The sequence below is a fragment of the Paenibacillus cellulosilyticus genome (assembly GCF_003182255.1).
GTDB classification, from domain to species: Bacteria; Bacillota; Bacilli; order Paenibacillales; family Paenibacillaceae; genus Paenibacillus_T; species Paenibacillus_T cellulosilyticus.
Genome location: NZ_QGTQ01000005.1, coordinates 248,932 through 269,338, shown reverse-complemented (window position 1 = coordinate 269,338; position 20,407 = coordinate 248,932). Strand labels below are relative to the sequence as shown.

The window sequence follows — 20,407 nt, the reverse complement described above, 5'->3', positions numbered from 1 at the left end:
TCCAGGAGATTAATTGTTATACGTAATCGTGTACGATACGGACGGATAATCCGTTGTCGTGGAATCCACACGTTCCAGAACCAGCACCAATGTACCAGCGGTATAATAGGCGTTGCCTGTATTGTAGGTCATGCTTGTCGCCGTGAATGTGCCCAGATCAAGGTTCACGCCGTTGTAGCTCCAGTAATAATGTCCTTTGATCGTACCAGCCGCCGAGGAGCTGATCGTAATGCTTGTACCTGACGTTCTGGCATTAGGCAAAATGTAAGTATGACCATTGCCGCTCTCCATGGTGTGGGAATACGAGCCTCCGTAAGATGCAACCTGCACTAGTGAGACCGGATTGGCATTAGCCGTCAAACTGAACGACAACAGCAGCACAATAAACAAAAACCCAACTCGCAATTGAAGCTTCTTCATCAATGATCCTTCCTCTCTTCAATTCGGAATACAACCTTGCCTCGACTGTCCTTAAGCCTAATAGTTGAACAACTATGTCCGCTCCAAGATGACAATCTTCCATTCGGGTTATGCATCCCTCCTCACCGAGAATTGAAAGCGTTTTCGTTGCTATGTAAGTTACTATACTACTGTTAAATCATGATGTAAACACCATTTTTTGAGCGAAAACGATTCTGTTGTTGTTTCGAAATCTCTTTCGCAATATGGCAGCACAAATAGGAATAGCACACCCTCACTTTTTCCATACTAAGGAAATGAAGCTTTCGGCGATTGCCGGATATGCTACCAGCTGAGAGGAAGTTGTCACATGATAAAGCGTTGGTTCACTCGTCTGACCGGGCGCCCCGCCTCAAGAAGCAAGGCTCCCGCTGCCAGACGCCGCAAACGTCCTCTATTCCCAATCATTGCCGAACGTATTTGGCCTCGTTTACACGGACGAGCTAGATGGATGCGGCTTATAAAATTAACTGGCGTGTGCGCCACTCTATTCGTTGGCCTGATTGCCGGCTTATTAATCTATCTGCGGGTGCAGTCACTGCCTGCTGCCTCCATCAGCCAAACCTCCGAAATGCTTGATCTGCAAGGCAATGTCATTGACACATTCCATACGACACAAAATCGGCGGTCTGTGCCGCTTGACCAAATCTCGCCGTACGTCGTACAAGCAACGCTCGCTATTGAGGATCGAAGATTTTATGAGCATGAGGGCTTCGATCCTGTTGGCATGGGTCGCGCGCTGCTCGTCAATGTCCATAACATGTCTGCCAAGCAAGGTGCCAGCACGCTGACGCAGCAGCTCGCACGGAACCTATATCTGACCCATGAACGCACCTGGGGACGCAAAATAAAAGAAGCGCTCTATACAATCCAGCTCGAGATGCACTACTCCAAAGATGAAATCCTCAATATGTACCTGAATCAGATTTATTACGGGCATGGCGCATACGGCATTGAAGCAGCGGCAGAGCAGTACTTCGGCAAGCATGCATCGGAGCTCGACCTAGCGGAGAGCGCAATGCTCGCTGGCATTCCGAAAGGTCCGAAGTATTACTCACCTTATATGAGTATGAAAAATGCGAAGGATCGCCAGCACACCATTCTGCAGGTGATGGCTAATGACGGCGTCATTAAACAGACGGATGCGGATAAAGCCTATCGCGAGCTGCTTACCTTCAAACCGTTGTCTGAATCTCGCGGCAATAGCTTCGCGCCGTACTTCCGCGACTATGTCCGCTCCTTCGTCGTTGGACAGCTCGGCATTGACGAGCGGCTGCTCGATGAGGGCGGTATTCGCATCTATACGACGCTTGATTCCAATGCACAGCGGGCAGCGGAGAAAGCAGTTGCTGAAGGCATTCCTTCGAATACCGAGCAGCAAGCTGCGCTTATTGCAATCGACCCCCGCAATGGCTACGTGAAAGCAATGGTCGGCGGTAGGGACTATCCGAACAATCAGTACAATCGGGTGTTCGCGACGACACGACAGCCGGGGTCATCTTTTAAGCCAATTTTGTACATGACCGCTCTGCAGCAAGGCGGCATGACGCCGCTCAGCCGATTCATGAGTGCACCAACGACGTTCACTTATGATGAGGGCAGACTTACCTACGAGCCACACAATTATAACGACAAGTACGTGAATGACTATATCGATATGCGCCAAGCGATCGCGAGCTCGGATAACATCTATGCCGTAAATACGATCATGCAGGTCGGCGCAGACAACGTCATTAACATGGCGAGAAAGCTCGGCATCGACAGCGCGATGAAGCCTGTCCCGTCTCTCGCACTGGGCACATTCCCGATCAGTCCGTTCGAGATGGCCTCCGCCTTCGGCACATTCGCTAATGGCGGCGTACGCGTGAAGCCAATCGCCGTACTGCGCGTCGAAGACAGCAGCGGTCACGTTCTATATGAAGCAGAGCATGAATCAGAACAGGTCGTGGATGCTGCGCATGCGTATGTGCTGACCAGCCTGATGGAGAGTGTGTTCGATACCGGCGGTACTGGCCATCGCGTATCGGCGACGATGAACCGTCCTGTCGCCGGCAAGACGGGAACGACGGCGTCCGACGCTTGGCTGGTTGGCTATACACCAGAGCTGGCAACGGCCGTCTGGGTTGGCTACGACAAGGGACGCCAGCTTACGACGACTGAAGCGCACCGCGCCGCGCCGATCTTCGCGGCATTCACGGAAGGAGCGCTCGCGGCGGTGCCGCCGAAGATATTCCCGATGCCCGAAGGGGTCGTCAGCGCCTACATCGATCCGAAGTCCGGCAAGCTGGCCGGAGAAGGCTGCGAGGACAATAAACGGCTGGAGACATTCATCGCCGGCACGCAGCCGACAGAAACTTGCGATGGAAGCAGCAGCAAGGCGGAGGATGCGAGCAGCACCGGAACGGATGCACGGAAAGAGGAGCAGCGCAAGTCATGGTGGGGCGACTTGAAACGATGGTGGAAAGAATAGGGGCTTGCCCCTATTTGACCCCTTTGTTTACAAGATTACTACCTAAACCGGGATTTCTACCCACCCAAACCCTCCCTGCTAGGGAGGGCCCCAGGGTTTCCAACCCCTGGACCCCGGAAGGGGGAACGTGGGACGGCAAGAGGCGCGGATATGCCAATGCGTGGCGGGAGTCGCGTGACCCTTTGGGTCAAAGCTTACTTGTTGCGCGTGATAATTAGTTAGGTATGAACATTAATAAGCGCGGCTCAGCCGCGCTTATTAATGTTTGGATACTATAGTCGGAGGATTAAGCGAAGCTAAACATCGCTTAATTGTTCACAAGGAGGTTTTAATTATGTGAAACACATGATTAGAGTGGTATTGCCATACTTATCGGTTGGCGAATGCACGATTTCCAGGAAAAAGTGATAATTTACCACACCTATTCGCCGCGATAACAACCAAGTGCCGAGGTTATTTATTGAGCTCCAGGAATACGATCTGGCGCTTGCCGACCTTTAGCTTTTTCAACCGCCGGAAGGCGAGATGGTCAACTGACTGTTTCTTGTCTGCAACGATCGCCACTACCGATACTGGTGCCAGTCGGGGCATAAGATTGCCCAGCAGCCGACCGATCGGGTCTGCACTGTCGGCAGACCATTGAACGATGTCGCCGTAGGGCACGTCCGTGAAGACGAAGTCGACCTGCCCATTAAGCTCGTCCAGCACAGCTGACGATGATGGCTGACCGATTGCATCATATATGCAGCATTGCACGTCAACTGTACGATTCCGCTGCTCGACAAGCGCAAGCAGTCGCTCCGCGCTTTCGACCGCTTCTTGATGCGATGACTTGCCATATGCCTGCACCAGCTCTTGCAGCTGTACGATACGTGTCTGCATACCATCTGGGTTCACCATCGCCAGATTACGCGCAGCGATATCGAGCACTCGCTGGTCAACGTCCGAACCAACCACGCGTTTTAAATCTCCACCGTGCCGAATGCCAATGCTGGTCAGCAAATGCGCACCGCCACAGCATGGATCGTATAACGTATATCCACTTGTGCGGCCCTTGTTAGCCAAGTATGCTTTACCCTGCTGATAAATTTCGCTCGCAAGCCTCACGGGGAAAGCCGTCGTCCCCTGTGCATTGAGCAGTACGCGGCCGCTCGCATAGTCCTCGTAGCTGCGCGGCTCCGCTTCATATCGGTATTCCATAAATGCCCGTCCTCTCAAGATTTTGCGATAGCTTCACACCGATTTACGGTGTGATGTGCAGCAAAAGCTACATCGGAAGCATACGCTCTCCACACTTCTATTCATACCCGTCCGTATACTGTTCTATAAAATGACGTGCGCTCTTCGACAAATACCGATCCTTCAGCCACACAATGCCGACCTCCGACTGGAACTCGGCATCCTCGATCCGAAGCATACGCAGCGAATCGATCGGCGACATGGCGACGACCGACTTCGGCAGCACCGTCGCGCCAATGCCCGCCGCAACTAACGACAAAATAATCGCGACGCTGGAACATTCGCAAATAATGTTCGGCGTTAAGCCGCTCTTCCGAAACTCGCTCATCACCTGCTTATGCATCCCGATCGTCTGGTCCGTCTTGAGCGTTAAGAACGGATAGTCCGCCAGTGCAGCAAGCGTAATGGAAGACTGCTTCTGATCCGGCTGCAGCTTGCTTGGAATGACTGCAACGAATGGGTCAGAAGGAAGACGAAGCTCATCATATTCATAAGGCGATTCTTCCGCGAATTCGAAAGGAAGACGAGCTACGACCAGCTCAATGCTTCGCTTCGCCAGCGCTTCGCCGAGCTGGTAATGATCCCCTTCGCTTATTTTGAACGTCACTTGGGGATACTTCTCCCGGTAGCGCTCAATTGCACGTGGCAGCAAAGAGACGCAGGAGACGACGGCACCAATCGCGAGAAAGCCCGAAACGCCTTCCTCGACCTCCTTCACCTCCTGCAACGATTCATGAAGCTGGCGAATGACACTCTCTGCCCGCTCTCGCAGAACCTCGCCTGCATGCGTCAGCGTCAACTGCTTCCCGCTGCGGTCGAACAACGTGACACCAAGCTCCCGCTCCATCTGCTTCAGCTGCCGGCTGAGCGGCGGCTGTTCCATATTAAGCGCTTTGGCGGCACGCGTAATTTGCCCAGCCTCGGCAATTGCAAGAAAATATCGAAGCTGCCGGAAATCCATCGGCCCACCTCCATTTCGTCCCATACCTAAAAAGTATGGCGATTCAATAAAATTGATATTTTCAATATATACAAGAGAGTGTTACGATTCAAATATGAAAACTTTTATCAATGCTATTCATTGATGAACGAACGTTTGAAATAACCATCTAAGGAGCTGTATATTCATGTCGAAACCGACGATTTCAGTCACACTGACAACGAATCCTAAGCCACGCCCAGACGAGAAGAAGCTCGTCTTCGGTAAGTACTACTCCGATCACATGTTCATTATGGACTATGATGCGGGCCAAGGCTGGCACGATCCACGCGTCGTTCCTTATCAGAATATTTCGCTTGATCCAGCCGCGAAAGTGTTCCACTACGGCCAGACGATCTTCGAAGGTCTGAAAGCTTACCGCACGAACGACAACCGTATCGTCCTGTTCCGTCCGGACCAGAACTGGGATCGCCTCAACCGCTCCAACGACCGTCTGAGCATTCCGGCTGTAGACCCAGAGGTTGCTATGGAAGCGCTTCGTACGCTTATTAAAGTCGACCATGAGTGGGTTCCATCCGAGCCAGGCACTTCGCTCTATATTCGCCCATTCGTCATCGCAACGGAGCCGCAGCTCGGCGTAGCACCATCCACCAAATACATGTTCATGATTCTGCTGTGCCCGGTAGGCGCGTATTATGCAGAAGGCCTGAACCCTGTACCGATTCACGTTGAATCCGAATACGTTCGCGCAGTTAAAGGCGGCGTAGGCAACGCGAAAACTGGCGGCAACTATGCAGCAAGCTTGAAAGCACAAGAAGGCGCATCTGAGCTTGGTTACTCCCAAGTGCTGTGGCTCGACGGCGTGCATCGCAAATATATTGAGGAAGTCGGCAGCATGAACGTCTTCTTCAAAGTAAACGGCACGGTTATTACGCCAGCTCTGAACGGCAGCATCCTGGATGGTATCACTCGCAAATCGGTTCTGCAGCTGCTCCGTTCGTGGGATGTTCCAGTCGAAGAGCGTCAAATCTCCATCGACGAGCTTGTTGAAGCTCACCGCAACGGCACGCTCGAAGAAGCATTCGGTACGGGTACGGCTGCTGTTATCTCGCCAGTTGGTGCCCTTCATTACAATAACGAGAAGCTCGTTATTAACAATAACAAAACTGGCGACCTGTCGAGCCGCGTATACGACACGATTACGGGTATCCAAAGCGCTGTTCTGCCAGATCCGTTCGGTTGGGTTCTGGAAGTATAAAAGCAGCAGCTTAACAAAATCACCAACAGTTCCAACCCTTATGATAAAATAACAAAAACACCTCTCGCACAAGTCAACCACATCAACGACGCTGCGAGAGGTATTTTTGTACGAATAAACCCAAAGGGCTGGTGCAGCTCCATGAATAAAATATACGGGCTACTCGCCCTCCTTCTCTGCTCTACGTTGTGGACCGCCGGATGCTCCAGCGACGAGTCTGCAAGTTCTTCGGACAGCAGTTCTGCCGTCTCGATTACAGATGCTTTCACTGAACAAACCAATTCGCAGCAAAGCAGCTCACAGCCCTCACACGACCAGGCAGTGGATACAGATGCACCTGACGCTAATGACGCGTCAAAGCTAGAACTAGCTTCCTCTACCTATTCACTCGTTGGATCAATCGCAGGCAAATATCCAATCGAGATGAAACTGACCCTTGAAGGATCACGCGTTAGCGGTACATATATGTACACCAAGTACAAGCAGGATCTCAAGCTGCAAGGAACAGTAGATGAAGCAGCAAGCACGGGTGACAAGCTTACCATTAGCATGGATGAGTTCGATCAGGATGGGAAGATTACGGGCCATTTTGACGGTACGCTCATTTTTAATACAACGAACACCCCAGCTAGCTTATCAGCCTTCGTAGGCAGCTGGACGAATGCCGATGGGACAAAGACGATTCCTTTCGAAGCTGTACCTGCTTCCAATCCAAACTTATCGTCAGCCGATGCTGCTTGGCTTGGCACTTGGAAGCTGCGAGACAGTACCCAGTTCGTCGATCAAACCTTAAAGATTGAAGAGATAACGTCTGCTTCGTTCTCATTCAACCTGGATGGCATAGATGGCGGACACACTGGCGAAGTGACGGAATCCGCCACACGTTCAAAGGATGGCAAGACCGCCGTGTTCACAGGCAATGGCTTGACGCTGACGTTTATATTGCAAGACAGCTACCTAACGATAACGGCTGAAGGTGACTCCACTTATTACGCAGGAGCAGGTGTAGCCTTCGGCGGACAATTTGTCAGAGACAATACCCTGCATTCTCTCGACCTCCTACAGCTTAACGTCCTGCCGTCTAAAGATTTGGACGATCAATTCCGAGACCTCGTTGGAGACGATTATTCCTTGTTCGTCAACTCGTTCCAAATCATTGATTCCTATCCGGACGAGGACTTACCCGAAACGACTGTTGTGACAGGCGGCGTAAGGGGCTTGTTTACCGAGATGGAAGCCATCATTATGTATGACGATAACGCTACGTTCTATGCCGCTGTCATTGCCGACGACGGCTCAGTCGATTATTATACGACGGACAAATCCTTATATAATAAACTGCCAGCAGCAATAGAAGAATGGCGTTCACGATTCAAAGAGAAAGACGTAGTGTACATGTCTTTTGCATAATTGGTATAACGAAGAGCGTTCCATTCACCATCGCTCGATGGTCGATGGAGCGTTTTTTTGTACTAGGCGCCGGGCGTCTCTCCCGATAGGATAGACATTCATCGTCGGCATTTATCTCGGATTGATAGCCGTTGGAAGTTGATAGAATAGGGTTATTGCGTAGTACATAGCATCTACCCGTTACGTATATATACATCACAGCTAAATATTTAATAGCTTGCTAGCCAGGGGGCAAAGGAGGGATCCAGAACAACTGGCACAATCGGAAAAGCTCGAATCCGCGAAAGAAACGATAACCACTGTGGACGAGCTATAACCAAGGAGGACAACCGCGAACATTTTATTTTTGAGAAGAGGTAATGCAACATGCATGAACTAGCGGTATGGGTTACCGTCCTATCGTTTATTTTCACCGTCTCGTTCATATTCTGGCGTTCAACAGTCAATGAAGCGATTCCTGCTTCGATCGGTGCATTCATCGTATTACTCGCCGGCACTGTCTCCCTATCCGATCTGTGGACCATTACAGAGACGATCGGCGGGGCGGCCGTCACCATCATGGCGACCATTGTCATGGCCATCGTATTGGAGAGCTTCGGTTTCTTCCACTGGGTGGCTGAGAAGCTGACCGCACAGTCAGGCGGATCTGGCATTAAGCTGTTCTGGTATACGAATCTGCTCTGTTTCCTCATGACCCTGTTCGTTAACAATGATGGCAGTATCCTTATTACTACACCGATCCTGCTCATGATTTTGCACAACTTAGGTTTGAAAAATCATCAGAAACTGCCGTACTTGATCTCCGGCGCCCTGATTGCGACAGCGTCCAGCGCACCAATCGGCGTAAGCAACATCGTCAACCTGATCGCGCTCAAAATCGTGCACATGTCGTTGTACATGCATACGGCCATGATGTTCATCCCCGCAACAATCGGCTTATTGATTATGGCTTCTCTTCTGTTTCTCGTCTTCTACCCAACGCTCCCGAAGAAGATCAACATGGCATCTGGCAGACATCGACCATTCTCCCCTCGGCCCGGACTTCATCCGCTAAAATATTCGAGTGACACCGCTCCAGCTCAAATGAGTGGAGCATTCATGCGCAACATCATTTTGTTCGTTCTATCCGTTCGTATTGGTTTGTTCGTCGCGTCTTATGTCGGTTTCCCAGTGCCACTGGCAGCCGTTATCGGCTCCCTCGTCCTCCTCGGCTGGCGCTGGTGGAAGCTTCGCATTCCGCCGACGGACATGATTAAGAAGACACCATGGCATATTCTGATTTTCGCCTTCAGTATGTATGTTATTATTTATGGACTTCACAACATCGGCTTGACGGATTTTCTTATCCAATACTTGAGTCCCTTCGCCCATGGCGGCCTACTGCACGCCAGCATCGGCATGGGTGTTGTCGTTTCTTTGCTGTCTAACTTGTTCAATAACCACCCCGCCCTTATGGTCGGCACGCTGACGCTGACGAACATGGGTCTCGATCCAATCACGCTCAAGATCTCTTATCTAGCCAGCGTAATCGGGAGTGATATCGGTTCGCTGCTGCTGCCGATTGGTACACTCGCAACACTAATGTGGATGCATATTCTGCGAAAAGGCAAGGTGAAAATCTCCTGGGGCGATTATTTGAAAGTAACCATTCTCGTCATTCCGCTGACAGTCATTCTTACGCTTCTTATTCTCACCTACTGGGTCCATCTCGTTTTCTAACAAGAGAGACAAAAATAATCGGCTATCTGTAGGACAGCCGCTTGAGAAGGGTATGGTAAAGCACAAATTAATGTATGTTAGAAAACTGGCATCCGTACAGGCGTTAGTGCACATTGCACTAGCGCTCTTCTTTTGATAGGCGAATATTGCTGGTATACTCTCGTGTGTAAACTGTTATTGATCGGGCGTCTCTATAAAAAATGCGAAGGAGCAGCCACATGAAGGTCGTCATTGCAATCGATTCATTCAAAGGCAGCATTTCCTCTATCGAGGCAGGAACGGCTGCTGCGGCAGGCGTGAGGGATGTATTCGAGGAGGCGGAAATTATTACCGTGCCCCTCGCTGACGGCGGCGAGGGTACGGTAGATGCGCTTATCCGTGCAGCGAGCGGACAACGCGTCGACCTAATGGTAACTGGCCCGCTAGGCGAGCCTGTCCAAGCCGGGTATGGCCTGCTCGACGGCGGCGCTACTGCCGTCATCGAAGTGGCGGCAGCCTGCGGCTTGACGCTCGTGTCACCCGAGGAGCGCGACCCGCTCGCGACGACAACCTTCGGCGTCGGCGAATTGATCGCCGACGCACTGGAGCGCGGCTGCCGCAGGCTGATCGTCGGGCTCGGCGGCAGCGCGACCAGCGACGCCGGCGCGGGCATGCTGCAGGCGCTCGGCTGCGCACTGCAGGACGCGCACGGCGCCGACATTGCCCGCGGCGGAGGCGCGCTCGCGTCGCTCGCGGCAATCGACCGCAGCGGGCTGCATCCGCGTCTCGCGGACGGCAGCGTACGCATCGAGGTCGCCTGCGACGTCGATAACCCGCTGCACGGCCCCGAAGGGGCCGCGCACGTGTTCGCGCCGCAGAAGGGCGCCTCGCCGGCCGCTGTCCTGCAGCTCGACGCCGGGCTGCGCCGCTTCGCGGACGTCTGCCGCGAGCAGCTCGGCTGCGACGTGCAGCGCATCCCCGGCGCTGGCGCAGCCGGCGGGCTTGGCGCTGCCTTCGCCGGCCTGCTCGGCGCGGCGATGCGCCCCGGCGCGGCGCTCGTGCTGGAAGCAGCCGGCTTCGATCGGCTGCTCCCGCACTGCGACTTCGTCATTACCGGCGAGGGCCGGCTCGACGGTCAGACCGCGCGCGGCAAAGCGCCGCTCGCCGTGGCAGCCGCAGCCGCCGCGCGTGGCATCCCCGTCATCGCCCTCGCAGGCAGCATCGCGCCGGAAGCCGACGCCCTCGCTTCGCACGGCATTACGACTGCGCTGCCGATTGGGCCGGGGCCGATGCCGCTCGAACAGGCGATGCAGCCGGAGACAGCTCTGCAAGGCATGCGACGTACGACGCGCGAGCTATTCCGGCTTATACGCAGCACGAAGGGCGATCATCATTGACCCTTTTTCTCCGCCAAAGAAGAGATTCTAGGCGAGGAAGGTCCATAACCCGCTGGTGTCGGACCAAGTAGAACCCAAGACCAACGGACGTACCGAAACATGAAAAGCAGTACCCCAATGGATAGGCCAAGTGCAGCTATGTAACCGCCAACTATCCATAGATGATAAGCAGGTGGCCAGCCTGAATTTGGAACATAACGGCGGTATAACAACAAGAAGAGCGGATGGATCAAATAAATCCCGAACGAAAGCGCGCCTAGCTGCTGAAGTCTCTTCGCGATGGCTCTTGAGACAGCGCTACGATTCAAGACGGCACACCCTTTTAACAAAACAATCGTCGTCAGTGACGTATAAAGCTGGTACCCAATCTCGAACCAATACCCTTCGGGCACTGGTTTGCCCGTCCGATAGGCAATGTACAACCAGAGAAACCCAGCAGTTGACGCCAGCCACAGCAATCCAACGACAGCTGCAGCAACCTTAGCCAAAGCCGTGGTTCCTTGTCGCTTATCCGGCACATCTTCTCGCTTATTATGAAACCATCGCTGATAGGTCGTACTTTTCATCCCAAGATACGCTCCCAGCATGAAGATGAAGATGTAGGTGAACGACCAGCTTGCTTTAGCAGCAAGATGCCAGTAATCCCGGTTCATTAGATAGAACGTCCATTGGATGACAAAACCGATCGGTACGGCCGCCCAAGCCGCAACACGCAGCTTACGGAATAATAGCAGCAGCAGCGGAAACAGCACATACAGCTGTAACGTAATAATGACATAGTATAAATGAGTGTAGGATTTGCCGTACAACAGATGCTTGCCGAACTGCTGAAGCAGCGTCATCGGCTCCCACGTCTTATGACTCATAGCAATGGTACAAAGCTCATATCCGAGCGAAATGAATACATAAGGGATTGCTAGCTGCTTAAGCCTCTTCAAATAAAAATCACCCAATGTGCGCGGTGTCAGTGGCTTATCAACATACTGATAGAATAGTACGAAGCCGGATAAAAAAATAAATGCGGGTACACAAAATAGCGATAACGTGTTGAGTACAATGTACACCGTTTTTGCCGTTGAGTTCGGCAGCGCTCCTACTGCGACGGAAGTCGCATGCACCATAAGAACACCTAAAATCGCAATCCCACGAAGACTGTCCAGCTCTGGCAGTCTTCCTCTCGCTCTAGCAGCCATGTCTGTAGATTCTCTCCTTATCTGTCTGAGCCCCAAGTCGGATGTTTCTTCATATATACTTGTCATTAATCAATAAATGTGATTATTCTGCACCAGCGACGAATTCCCTTTAATTCAAACTGTTATTTCTCACGCACATTACGTACATAACGGACCAGCCAGCGGACATATACTGTTCCATCCCACTTGAAGCGTGAGGAGGCTGGAAACGATGTCCGAACACTCGACCCCCTTGCAGCACAACGTATCCGGCGCTTGCCACACCGATCGCGAGCCTGCACTTGAAATTCATGCTGCTTCCGAAGCAGCTTTGCATAATCGCTTACCTTCTAATAACGGCTCAATAGCAGCTGCACTCCGCAATCGATTCGTTGCGCAGCGTCGGTTCACTCCGATCGCCGGAGCTATTATCGTACTTATCGCGCATGTTATCCATCTGCTCGCATTGCCGCTGCTTGCCCTGCTGCTTGGCACACAGACTGGTTCGGACGGCACCGCTCCACTGTTTAGTCACGATAACCATACGATTAGCAGCACCACGAGCAGCCTATTGGGTGCGAATGGTCTCCTGCTGAAATGGACCAGCGACTTATTAGTCGCTGCGACCATCGTAACCGCCATCGCGATGTGCCGTGCTACTACAAGACTGTGGCTTCGTGTTCGGCAGCACCCACTACTCTGTCTTCTGCATACCGTCATCTCCGTGCTTTGCGTATGGCTGGCGATCAGTTAGTGTACAATAAGACGCCCGGTTATCCCATCGTGGATCAATCGGGCGTCTTCTGTTTATACATATTGACAAGCTGAGACACGCTCTTTATGATGATGTTAGTTGTTGGATAAACAAATTCATCAATCGATTAATGTATTTATTAATCCATTGAACCCAGGATTCCACAGAATCCATCACATTCACACATGTTAAGGAGCGATTACTGATGGCAACGAAACACACTGCTGTATTGAACGCTGATCTGACGACCGGTACGATTAACCGCAACATCTACGGCCATTTCGCCGAGCATCTCGGACGCTGCATATATGAAGGCTTGTGGGTTGGCGACAATCCAGAAATTCAGAATACGGGCGGTATCCGCAACGATGTTTTGGAAGCGCTTCGCAACCTGAACATCCCTGTTCTGCGCTGGCCGGGCGGCTGCTTCGCTGACGAGTACCACTGGAAAGACGGCGTCGGTCCTGTTGAGTCCCGCAAGCGCATGGTTAACACGCATTGGGGCTGCGTCGTTGAAGACAACAGCTTCGGTACGCATGAATACATGCACCTTGTTGAACTGCTCGGCTGCGAGCCTTACGTCAACGGCAACGTGGGCAGCGGCACGGTGCAAGAGATGTCCGAGTGGGTTGAATACATGACCTTCGAAGGCGAATCGCCAATGGCGAACTGGCGTCGTGAGAACGGCCGCGAGAAGCCTTGGAAGCTCAAATATTTTGGCGTAGGCAACGAAAGCTGGGGCTGCGGCGGCAACATGCGTCCCGAATACTACGCTGACCTGTACCGCCAATTCCAGACTTACGTCCGCAACTATGGCGACAACAAGATCTACCGCATCGCATGCGGCGCTAACGTGGACGACTACCGTTGGACAGAAGTACTCATGGAGCGTGCCGGCAACCATATGGACGGGCTGAGCCTTCATTATTATACGTACCCAGGTCTGTGGGAAGATGAGAAGAAGCCTGCGCTTCAATTCGACGAGGGCATCTGGTTCGAAACGATGTTCAAAGCGTACTTCATGGACGAGCTCATCACGCGCCACTCGAAGGTTATGGATAAGTTCGATCCTAAGAAACGCGTCGGCATCATCCTTGACGAGTGGGGCACTTGGTTCGGCGTAGAGCCAGGAACGAACCCAGGCTTCCTGTATCAGCAAAGCACGATGCGCGACGCGCTTGTTGCGGGTCTGCACTTTAACATTTTCCACAACCATAACGATCGTCTCCATATGGCGAACATCGCGCAGACGGTTAACGTGCTGCAAGCTGTAGCACTGACGGATGGCCCTCGTATGCTGCTGACGCCAACGTACCATGTATTCGAAATGTACAAGGTGCACCAAGACGCGCAGCAAATTCAACTGAACTATGACAGCCCCGTGTACGAAATGGACGGCCGTTCGATCAATCAAGTAAGTATGACGGCTTCCAAAGCAGCAGACGGTACGATTAACCTCGGTATCTGTAATGTTCACCACGCTGACGCAGTGAGCATCAGCATCGAGCTGCGCGGCCAAACGTTCTCGTCGATCGAAGGCCGTGTACTGACGAGCAACGAGCTGCGCGACTGCAATACGTTCGACAATCCTGAAGTTGTGAAGCCAGTTCCATTCACAGCGTTCACGCTCGTAGACGGCGTGCTTCGCCTCGACCTGCCAGCACGTTCGGTTACTTCGCTTGCACTGAAAGCTTAATGATTCGTCCCTATCAGGACTATCGAATCACCCCTATTTAATGAGCAAAAGGGTGTCCCAAGCCGCGTTCACATGGCTTGGGACACCCTTTTGCTTTACTCTTACAATCCGCCCTAATGCCTGATTTGGCGCGGCTTTGCGCCCTTTTCGCTAGCAAACTACCAAATTAGCCCTTAATGAAGGTTCTCTCATTCATTTTTAAGAATGCGTTACCAATGCAGCAATACCAACGGTTTGACTCCTCTTTGGCACAAATTAGGTAATCGCGGACGTGCTATAGTAGCCCTACGACAGCTAGACAAAACATAAAGCGGAGGAGATATAAACATGAACTTCAACAAATCGGTAATGGGCAAAACATTGGCGGCGGCGTTCTTGGCACTGACCGTTTCGACAGCATCGATTGGGGGTATCCTTCCGACAGAAAAGGCGCACGCAGCAACGGCATCTGAGAAATCGAAAATCGTATCGGTAGCAAAAAAATATCTCGGCACACCATATAAATTCGGTGCTTCGACGTCGACGACTGCTGTGTTCGACTGCTCGTCCTTCACGAAGCGTGTATTCTCGACGATTGGCGTTACGCTGCCACGCGATACGACGAAGCAAATTAAAGTTGGCAAATATGTGTCGAAGAGCAACCTGCAGGTTGGCGACCTGGTCTTCTTCTACTCGCCAACTCACCATGTTGGTATCTACATCGGCAATGGCAAAATCATTCACACGTACGGTGCAGGCGGCGTTAAAATCTCGTCGATCACGTCCGGCTGGTGGAGCAAGTACTACAATACGGCTCGTCGCGTAGCTTAGTCTTTCTTAATCTGTTTTAATTTGCACCTTGCATGCTTGCTTCATTCATTTGATTCATTCCCTAGACGTCCGGAACAGCGCTCCCCCGCTGCCTGGGCGTCTTTTGTTTCTACAGTTATCCTAACAGAGGTAACTGAATTGAAGCTGAATATGAGCTTGGCAATTTACGGTGTACAGTGAAATGGATTAGTTTCGTCCATACAGAAAAAGGCCAAGGAACTGCTCTACAGCATTCTCCTTGGCCTTCTTCTATTCTAACTAGTTATCCTACGACTCAAGCGCTTGCTTCAACGCGTCGGACGAACGATCCCACCACTCTTGGTTGTGTTCGACGAGCAGCGTACGAAGCGCAGCTTTCTCTTCTGCGTTCAGTCCATCGAGCATGAAACGGCGCTTGATCGCATAGTCAAGCCGGTTCACGTGATCCGCCAGCAGCTTCCAGCCGCGGCGCGCTTCCGTATCGATGAGCATCTCGCAAGCTGTTGCACCGCCATACAGCGAGCCTTCCTCATTGCGGTCTACCGCGATCCATACGATCCAGCATTTGCGGCCGTTCGGCACATCTTCCTTGTTCGCGCTGAACTTGATGCCCTTCTCGATCTTGCTCTTCGCGTGCATCGCACCTACATCAATAACTGCTGTATCACCATCAATAATAACGGGAGACACTTGGCTCAAATCGATCGAGCCTGCGCCGAATCCACGATGCTCTTTGCTGCTGACAACGTTCAGCGACAGCGACTTCTTCGGTTTCGCCTCTTGCCCGCCTTGTCCTTGCTGTTCCATCTTGATTCACACCTTTCCGCTCTTCATGTGCCTCCGACAATCTGGCACCTAACGCCTTCGGCAGTCAGTCTTATGCCCGCGAGGCCGCGCCGTGCGCGGGTTTGTCCTTAATCCAAGAAAGCCTTTATCGTCAACTAAAACTTTCTTGTATCTCTCCGGTATGAAACGCCGCTGCCCCGCCGAAATGGACAGGGAGCAGCCGGTTCACCTTGCTGCCGCACAATAATTCCATTTTAGCTAATAATCTTCGAAAAGCAAACATATACATGCCTTAGATTGCTTGTCAACGGGAGGGAATCGTTCAATGACTCCACGGCATTTCAAAGGAACTGCGGTGCTACTACTCCTCGCCGCTGTGCTTGTATTTACGTCAGCCCCATGGTTCGGCGATGCATGGACATCCGAGTATACGTACGCTTATGAGCCTGCAGCTTCGGGTTTGGATGGCTCTCTTGTCAGCATGAATCCCATTGAGGTTGGCGCTGCCGTCCCTTCCTCACCATCGCCGACACCATCAACGGGCAGCAAGACGCCTGAGCCCAACACGGTCATGAAGCCGGACGAGCAGACGCTCAGCAAGCGCGTATCCGAGTACCACATCGACGTGAAGCTGGACGAGTCCGGCAAGAAGCTGAACGGGGACATGATCGTCACATGGACGAACCCTGGTCGTAAGCCAGTGTCCGAGATGTACTGGCATCTGTATCCGAACGCGTTCCAATCGACCAAAACATCCTTCATGCGAGAGTCGGGCGGCAAGCTGCGCGAGGATAATGCGACATCGAACAGCTTCGGCTCGATGACGATTACTTCGCTCATTACCGAGCAAGGAGACAGCTTACTCCCTCGCCTCCACTACGTTCAGCCGGACGACGGCAATCCGGACGATCAGACGCTGGCCAAGCTGCGGCTGCAAACGCCTGTTCAGCCGAACAAGAGCGTCACGCTGAAGCTCAGCTTCGAGGTACAGCTCCCGGAAGTGTTCGCACGAATGGGCTACGCCGGCAACTTCGTCATGGCCGGTCAATGGTTTCCGAAGCTGGCTGTCTATGAGACGGCAGGTACTCGCGGCAGGGCTGCTGAAGGCTGGAATGCGCATCAGTACCATGGCAACTCCGAGTTCTACAGCGATTTCGGCATCTACAGCGTCAACATTCATGTGCCGGAGCGCTACATTGTAGCAGCGACAGGTTTCCAAACAAAGCCGATTCAGACAAATGGCAGCTATAAGAGCTATCAATTCTATGCCGATGATGTGCATGATTTCGCATGGGCGGCATCTCCTGATTTTGTATACGAAGAGGATTCGCTCTCCGCACCGGGCATACCGGGCGTTCGCATAAAGCTGTATCTCGATCCACTGCACGCCGGTCTGAAGGACCGTTACCTGCATGCCGCTAAGTCTGCACTTGTTAAATATGCACAGTGGTACGGACAGTATCCGTATTCGACCCTCTCGATCGTCGTACCGCCAAAAGGAGGCAACGGCGCAGGTGGAATGGAGTACCCGACGCTCGTTACCGCTTTTGCCGCTGAGGATGACAATCCGGGGTACTCGCTCGAACGCACCGTCGTCCATGAGATCGGCCATCAATATTGGTACGGTATGGTCGCATCCAACGAGTTCGAGGAAGCGTGGCTCGATGAGGGCTTCACCTCCTATGCCGAAGACAAAGTAATGGAAACCGAGTACGGCGTACTGCCGAACCTTGCGCTTGAATCAAGCTATATGACCGACCCTGCACCGCTGAAGCAGCTGTCTTGGAGCTACCACAGCCATGATCACTATGCAGAAAATGTGTACATGCGCGCCAAGCTCGTACTGGTCGGCATCGAGAAGCTCGTCGGCGACAAGACGATGCAGAAGATCATGCGCACCTACTTCCAGAAGTACAAGTTCAATCACCCATCCACCGCCGATTTCGAGCGTGTCGTGGAGCAGGTGACGAAGACGAAGTGGAGCGACTATTTCCGCCAATATGTGTACGGCAGTCTCATGGCCGACTTCGCAGTCGAGAGCATCGATGTGCGTACCGTTCGCCAGCCGGACGATACGACACAGTATGAATCCGTCGTACAGGTGCGGCGGCTGGGCGGCAGCTACGGCCCCGTACCGGTCAAGTTCCGATTCACCGACGGCACAACGATGACCCGCACTTGGGATGGCACCGAAGGAAGCGTACAGTTCAAGTTCGTCCATACAGCGCCGCTGGATTGGGCCGTTGTCGATCCTCAGAACACGAATGTGCTCGACAATCGACATTTCAATAACTATTTGAAAGCCGAGCTGCCGGAGCAAACACAGGCACGCTGGAGCCTCGGCGCCGCGAAGCTGCTCGACAGCCTCATTGGCGCACTCGGCTGGTAGAGAGGAACGATCCGTATGAAGCAGCATTTGAAAGCCGGCTGGTCGCTAACGGTCCGTCATCTGTATATTATTATCGTTCTATTCGTCTACCAGCTGCTGTGGGGCTTCTTCTTGTATCGGTTTGTAGACGGCATCATCATCCCGCTGCTGCGCCGCTATCCGGGCAGCGGGATGCCCGCATCTGCAGCTCGGCTGTACGTGTATGAAGCGGAGTTTCGCCTCATGAAGACTGATCTAATTCAACCCTACTTATGGACATTCGCCGGCCTTATCGTACTCCGTATGCTGTTGACACCGCTGCTCAACGCGGGACTATTCCACTCGCTGCATCATGCATCGACCGAGCAAGGAACCCGCTTCCTGCAAGGCATGCGCCGCGCTTGGCTGCCGATTACAATTCTCTACTGGGTCGAGTCGCTGCTTGCACTTGCGCCTGCCTACTGGCTGCTGCCACGCGCATTGTCGACGATACTCTCTGGCGTATCGGTGAAGAGCATCATCATGGAGCTCTTGCCTTCAGCGTCTGGCTGGCTTTCCTGGGGGGTTCTGCTCCACCTATTCTTCCTTGCGATGCAGCTTAGTGCCGCCTCCGGCGGCGGAGCCTTCAATGGATTGTGGCGAGCCTTCCGACATTTCCTGCCCTACATCGGCATGTCACTCTTCTTATGGTGTGCGATTGGCGCCTTGGGACTGTTTGTCTTCTCTGCTTCGCTGCTCTGGGCAGGCTTCCTGGCAATCGTCGTGCATCAAGGCTACCGATTCGTGAAAACGTTGCTTAAAGTATGGACGATTGCCTCTCAATATGACTGTCTCCAGTCCCGTTCTCAAACATAAGCTGACAAGCCCTCCTCTCTGTCCTACAACATTCGAGTTTGATAGTGTCGCCCTATAGAAGGACCGCAGCTGTGAAAGCGCGGTCCTTTTTCGAGTTTTCCGGCCCTAAAATGAGAGATTCTCTCATAAAACTTACGAATTCCTACTCTATTCATGAGAATTATTAGAAATTCGACACGCAGGAAGGATTTTCTTCATAAACTACGAATTATTACCCCTTGTACAATCAAACACTGCCGAATTTCCGTGTACGAAAACGGGGGAACCACACTGGGTGAATTGAGCCCGACCGCGTATGTCCGTTGGACAAGCCGGTCTGAGGGAATCATAGGGGACCTTCAACCGAACCCCACAGCTAACCTCGTAGGCAATGGGAGGAGCACTTCAACGTGCGCAACAAGATTACAGCAATTTTCCTGGGTCTCGCACTTCTTCTTGCTTTCCAAGCAGGAAGCGCTTTCGCGGACTCGAAGCTCGACACCGTAGTTGATAGCGTTTACGGAACGCCGTACCAGACAGCTGGCACGACGGCCAAAGGCTTTGACTGCTCGGGCTTCACGATGTATGTATTTAAGCAACTCGGTATCACTCTGCCTCATTCGTCCTATGATCAAAGCCAACTTGGCCAGAAAGTTGCCAAGGACGACCTGCGTGCAGGAGATCTCGTATTCTTCAATACGAGCGGCAAAGGCGTTTCCCACGTCGGCATTTATGTTGGCGATGGCAAATTCGCTCATGCTTCCTCCTCCAAAGGCGTTACTATCAGCAGCCTGAGCGACTCCTATTATGTTAAGCGTTACTTGACTGCACGCCGTGTCATGAACGCTACATCTTATGAGAAGTATGCCAATGATCCGTCCGACCAAGCCGATGGCGGTCCGGACGTAGACTAAGAAGCAAAGCTGCATGATATGCATGGTTCGCCATGCCGATAACAAACCCCGCTCGGTTTCGAGCGGGGTTTGTTATTTTATGCTGATTTATGGCGCGTCATTGCCTGCCTCCCGCCAACCGAGCTAGTTAGCATACTTTTAAGGATACTTTTATGTATCCTATCCACCTGCCTTCCCCACGCAAGCTAATGAATCCCACTACTCAACCGCTTCACACTAGCGA

General features: G+C 52.5%; 16 protein-coding genes and 1 riboswitch. Of the genes, 11 read left to right on the top strand and 5 right to left on the bottom strand.

The genetic code is table 11. The annotated features are described in order from the left end of the window. Positions 1-9: 9 nt before the first annotated feature. Positions 10-420: a hypothetical protein gene (locus tag DFQ01_RS10300; protein WP_110043801.1), complete on the bottom strand. Its 411-nt coding sequence runs from the start codon at positions 418-420 to the stop codon at positions 10-12. Between the two features lie 490 nt (positions 421-910). Between DFQ01_RS10300 and DFQ01_RS10295 the strand changes: the two genes are divergently transcribed. After that, a complete protein-coding gene (locus DFQ01_RS10295; protein WP_245946608.1) occupies positions 911-2,929 on the top strand; it encodes a transglycosylase domain-containing protein in 2,019 nt (672 codons plus the stop codon). 453 nt (positions 2,930-3,382) lie between these two features. Here DFQ01_RS10295 and DFQ01_RS10290 read toward each other — a convergent pair whose 3' ends face one another. Together DFQ01_RS10290 and DFQ01_RS10285 are read right to left on the bottom strand one after the other, a co-directional pair. Then, a complete protein-coding gene (locus DFQ01_RS10290; RefSeq protein ID WP_110043799.1) occupies positions 3,383-4,129 on the bottom strand; it encodes a hypothetical protein in 747 nt (248 codons plus the stop codon). 97 nt (positions 4,130-4,226) lie between these two features. Next, positions 4,227-5,129, bottom strand: a complete 903-nt coding sequence (locus DFQ01_RS10285) for a LysR family transcriptional regulator (RefSeq protein WP_110043798.1) — start codon at positions 5,127-5,129, stop codon at positions 4,227-4,229. A 166-nt stretch (positions 5,130-5,295) separates the two neighbouring features. Here DFQ01_RS10285 and DFQ01_RS10280 point away from each other — a divergent pair, with 166 nt between their 5' ends. The 4 genes from DFQ01_RS10280 to DFQ01_RS10265 all read left to right on the top strand — a co-directional run bounded on the left by DFQ01_RS10280 (position 5,296) and on the right by DFQ01_RS10265 (position 10,871). Continuing rightward, positions 5,296-6,366 (top strand): branched-chain amino acid aminotransferase, encoded by a 1,071-nt coding sequence (locus DFQ01_RS10280; protein ID WP_110043797.1) that lies wholly within the window; start codon positions 5,296-5,298, stop codon positions 6,364-6,366. Positions 6,367-6,507: 141 nt separating this feature from the next. Then, the gene (locus DFQ01_RS10275) at positions 6,508-7,776 is read left to right on the top strand and encodes a hypothetical protein (protein ID WP_146216854.1); all 1,269 of its coding nucleotides are present in this window, start codon (positions 6,508-6,510) and stop codon (positions 7,774-7,776) included. A gap of 366 nt (positions 7,777-8,142) precedes the next feature. Continuing rightward, positions 8,143-9,495 (top strand): arsenic transporter, encoded by a 1,353-nt coding sequence (locus DFQ01_RS10270; protein ID WP_110043795.1) that lies wholly within the window; start codon positions 8,143-8,145, stop codon positions 9,493-9,495. Between the two features lie 218 nt (positions 9,496-9,713). Further along, positions 9,714-10,871 (top strand): glycerate kinase, encoded by a 1,158-nt coding sequence (locus DFQ01_RS10265; RefSeq protein WP_110043794.1) that lies wholly within the window; start codon positions 9,714-9,716, stop codon positions 10,869-10,871. Here the strand turns inward: DFQ01_RS10265 and DFQ01_RS10260 are convergent. Next, the gene (locus tag DFQ01_RS10260; protein ID WP_174812475.1) at positions 10,865-12,064 is read right to left on the bottom strand and encodes an acyltransferase; all 1,200 of its coding nucleotides are present in this window, start codon (positions 12,062-12,064) and stop codon (positions 10,865-10,867) included. The two genes, DFQ01_RS10265 and DFQ01_RS10260, sit on opposite strands and share 7 nt — an antisense overlap. A 211-nt stretch (positions 12,065-12,275) precedes the next feature. Between DFQ01_RS10260 and DFQ01_RS10255 the strand changes: the two genes are divergently transcribed. The 3 genes from DFQ01_RS10255 to DFQ01_RS10245 all read left to right on the top strand — a co-directional run bounded on the left by DFQ01_RS10255 (position 12,276) and on the right by DFQ01_RS10245 (position 15,303). After that, positions 12,276-12,797 (top strand): hypothetical protein, encoded by a 522-nt coding sequence (locus tag DFQ01_RS10255; protein WP_110043792.1) that lies wholly within the window; start codon positions 12,276-12,278, stop codon positions 12,795-12,797. A gap of 205 nt (positions 12,798-13,002) precedes the next feature. Then, positions 13,003-14,493 (top strand): alpha-N-arabinofuranosidase, encoded by a 1,491-nt coding sequence (locus tag DFQ01_RS10250; RefSeq protein ID WP_110043791.1) that lies wholly within the window; start codon positions 13,003-13,005, stop codon positions 14,491-14,493. Between the two features lie 327 nt (positions 14,494-14,820). Further along, positions 14,821-15,303, top strand: a complete 483-nt coding sequence (locus DFQ01_RS10245) for a C40 family peptidase (protein ID WP_110043790.1) — start codon at positions 14,821-14,823, stop codon at positions 15,301-15,303. 267 nt (positions 15,304-15,570) lie between these two features. Here DFQ01_RS10245 and DFQ01_RS10240 read toward each other — a convergent pair whose 3' ends face one another. Then, positions 15,571-16,089, bottom strand: a complete 519-nt coding sequence (locus DFQ01_RS10240; protein ID WP_110043789.1) for a YwhD family protein — start codon at positions 16,087-16,089, stop codon at positions 15,571-15,573. Between the two features lie 304 nt (positions 16,090-16,393). Between DFQ01_RS10240 and DFQ01_RS10235 the strand changes: the two genes are divergently transcribed. The 3 genes from DFQ01_RS10235 (at position 16,394) to DFQ01_RS10225 (ending at position 20,184) form a co-directional block, all read left to right on the top strand. Beyond that, a complete protein-coding gene (locus DFQ01_RS10235; RefSeq protein WP_110043788.1) occupies positions 16,394-18,457 on the top strand; it encodes a M1 family metallopeptidase in 2,064 nt (687 codons plus the stop codon). Positions 18,458-18,472: 15 nt separating this feature from the next. Next, entirely contained in the window at positions 18,473-19,291 is an 819-nt protein-coding gene (locus DFQ01_RS10230) for a hypothetical protein (RefSeq protein WP_110043787.1), read from the top strand. Between the two features lie 224 nt (positions 19,292-19,515). After that, a riboswitch (cyclic di-AMP (ydaO/yuaA leader) is annotated at positions 19,516-19,676 on the top strand. A 4-nt stretch (positions 19,677-19,680) separates the two neighbouring features. Further along, entirely contained in the window at positions 19,681-20,184 is a 504-nt protein-coding gene (locus DFQ01_RS10225; protein WP_110043786.1) for a C40 family peptidase, read from the top strand. Positions 20,185-20,407: the final 223 nt, after the last annotated feature.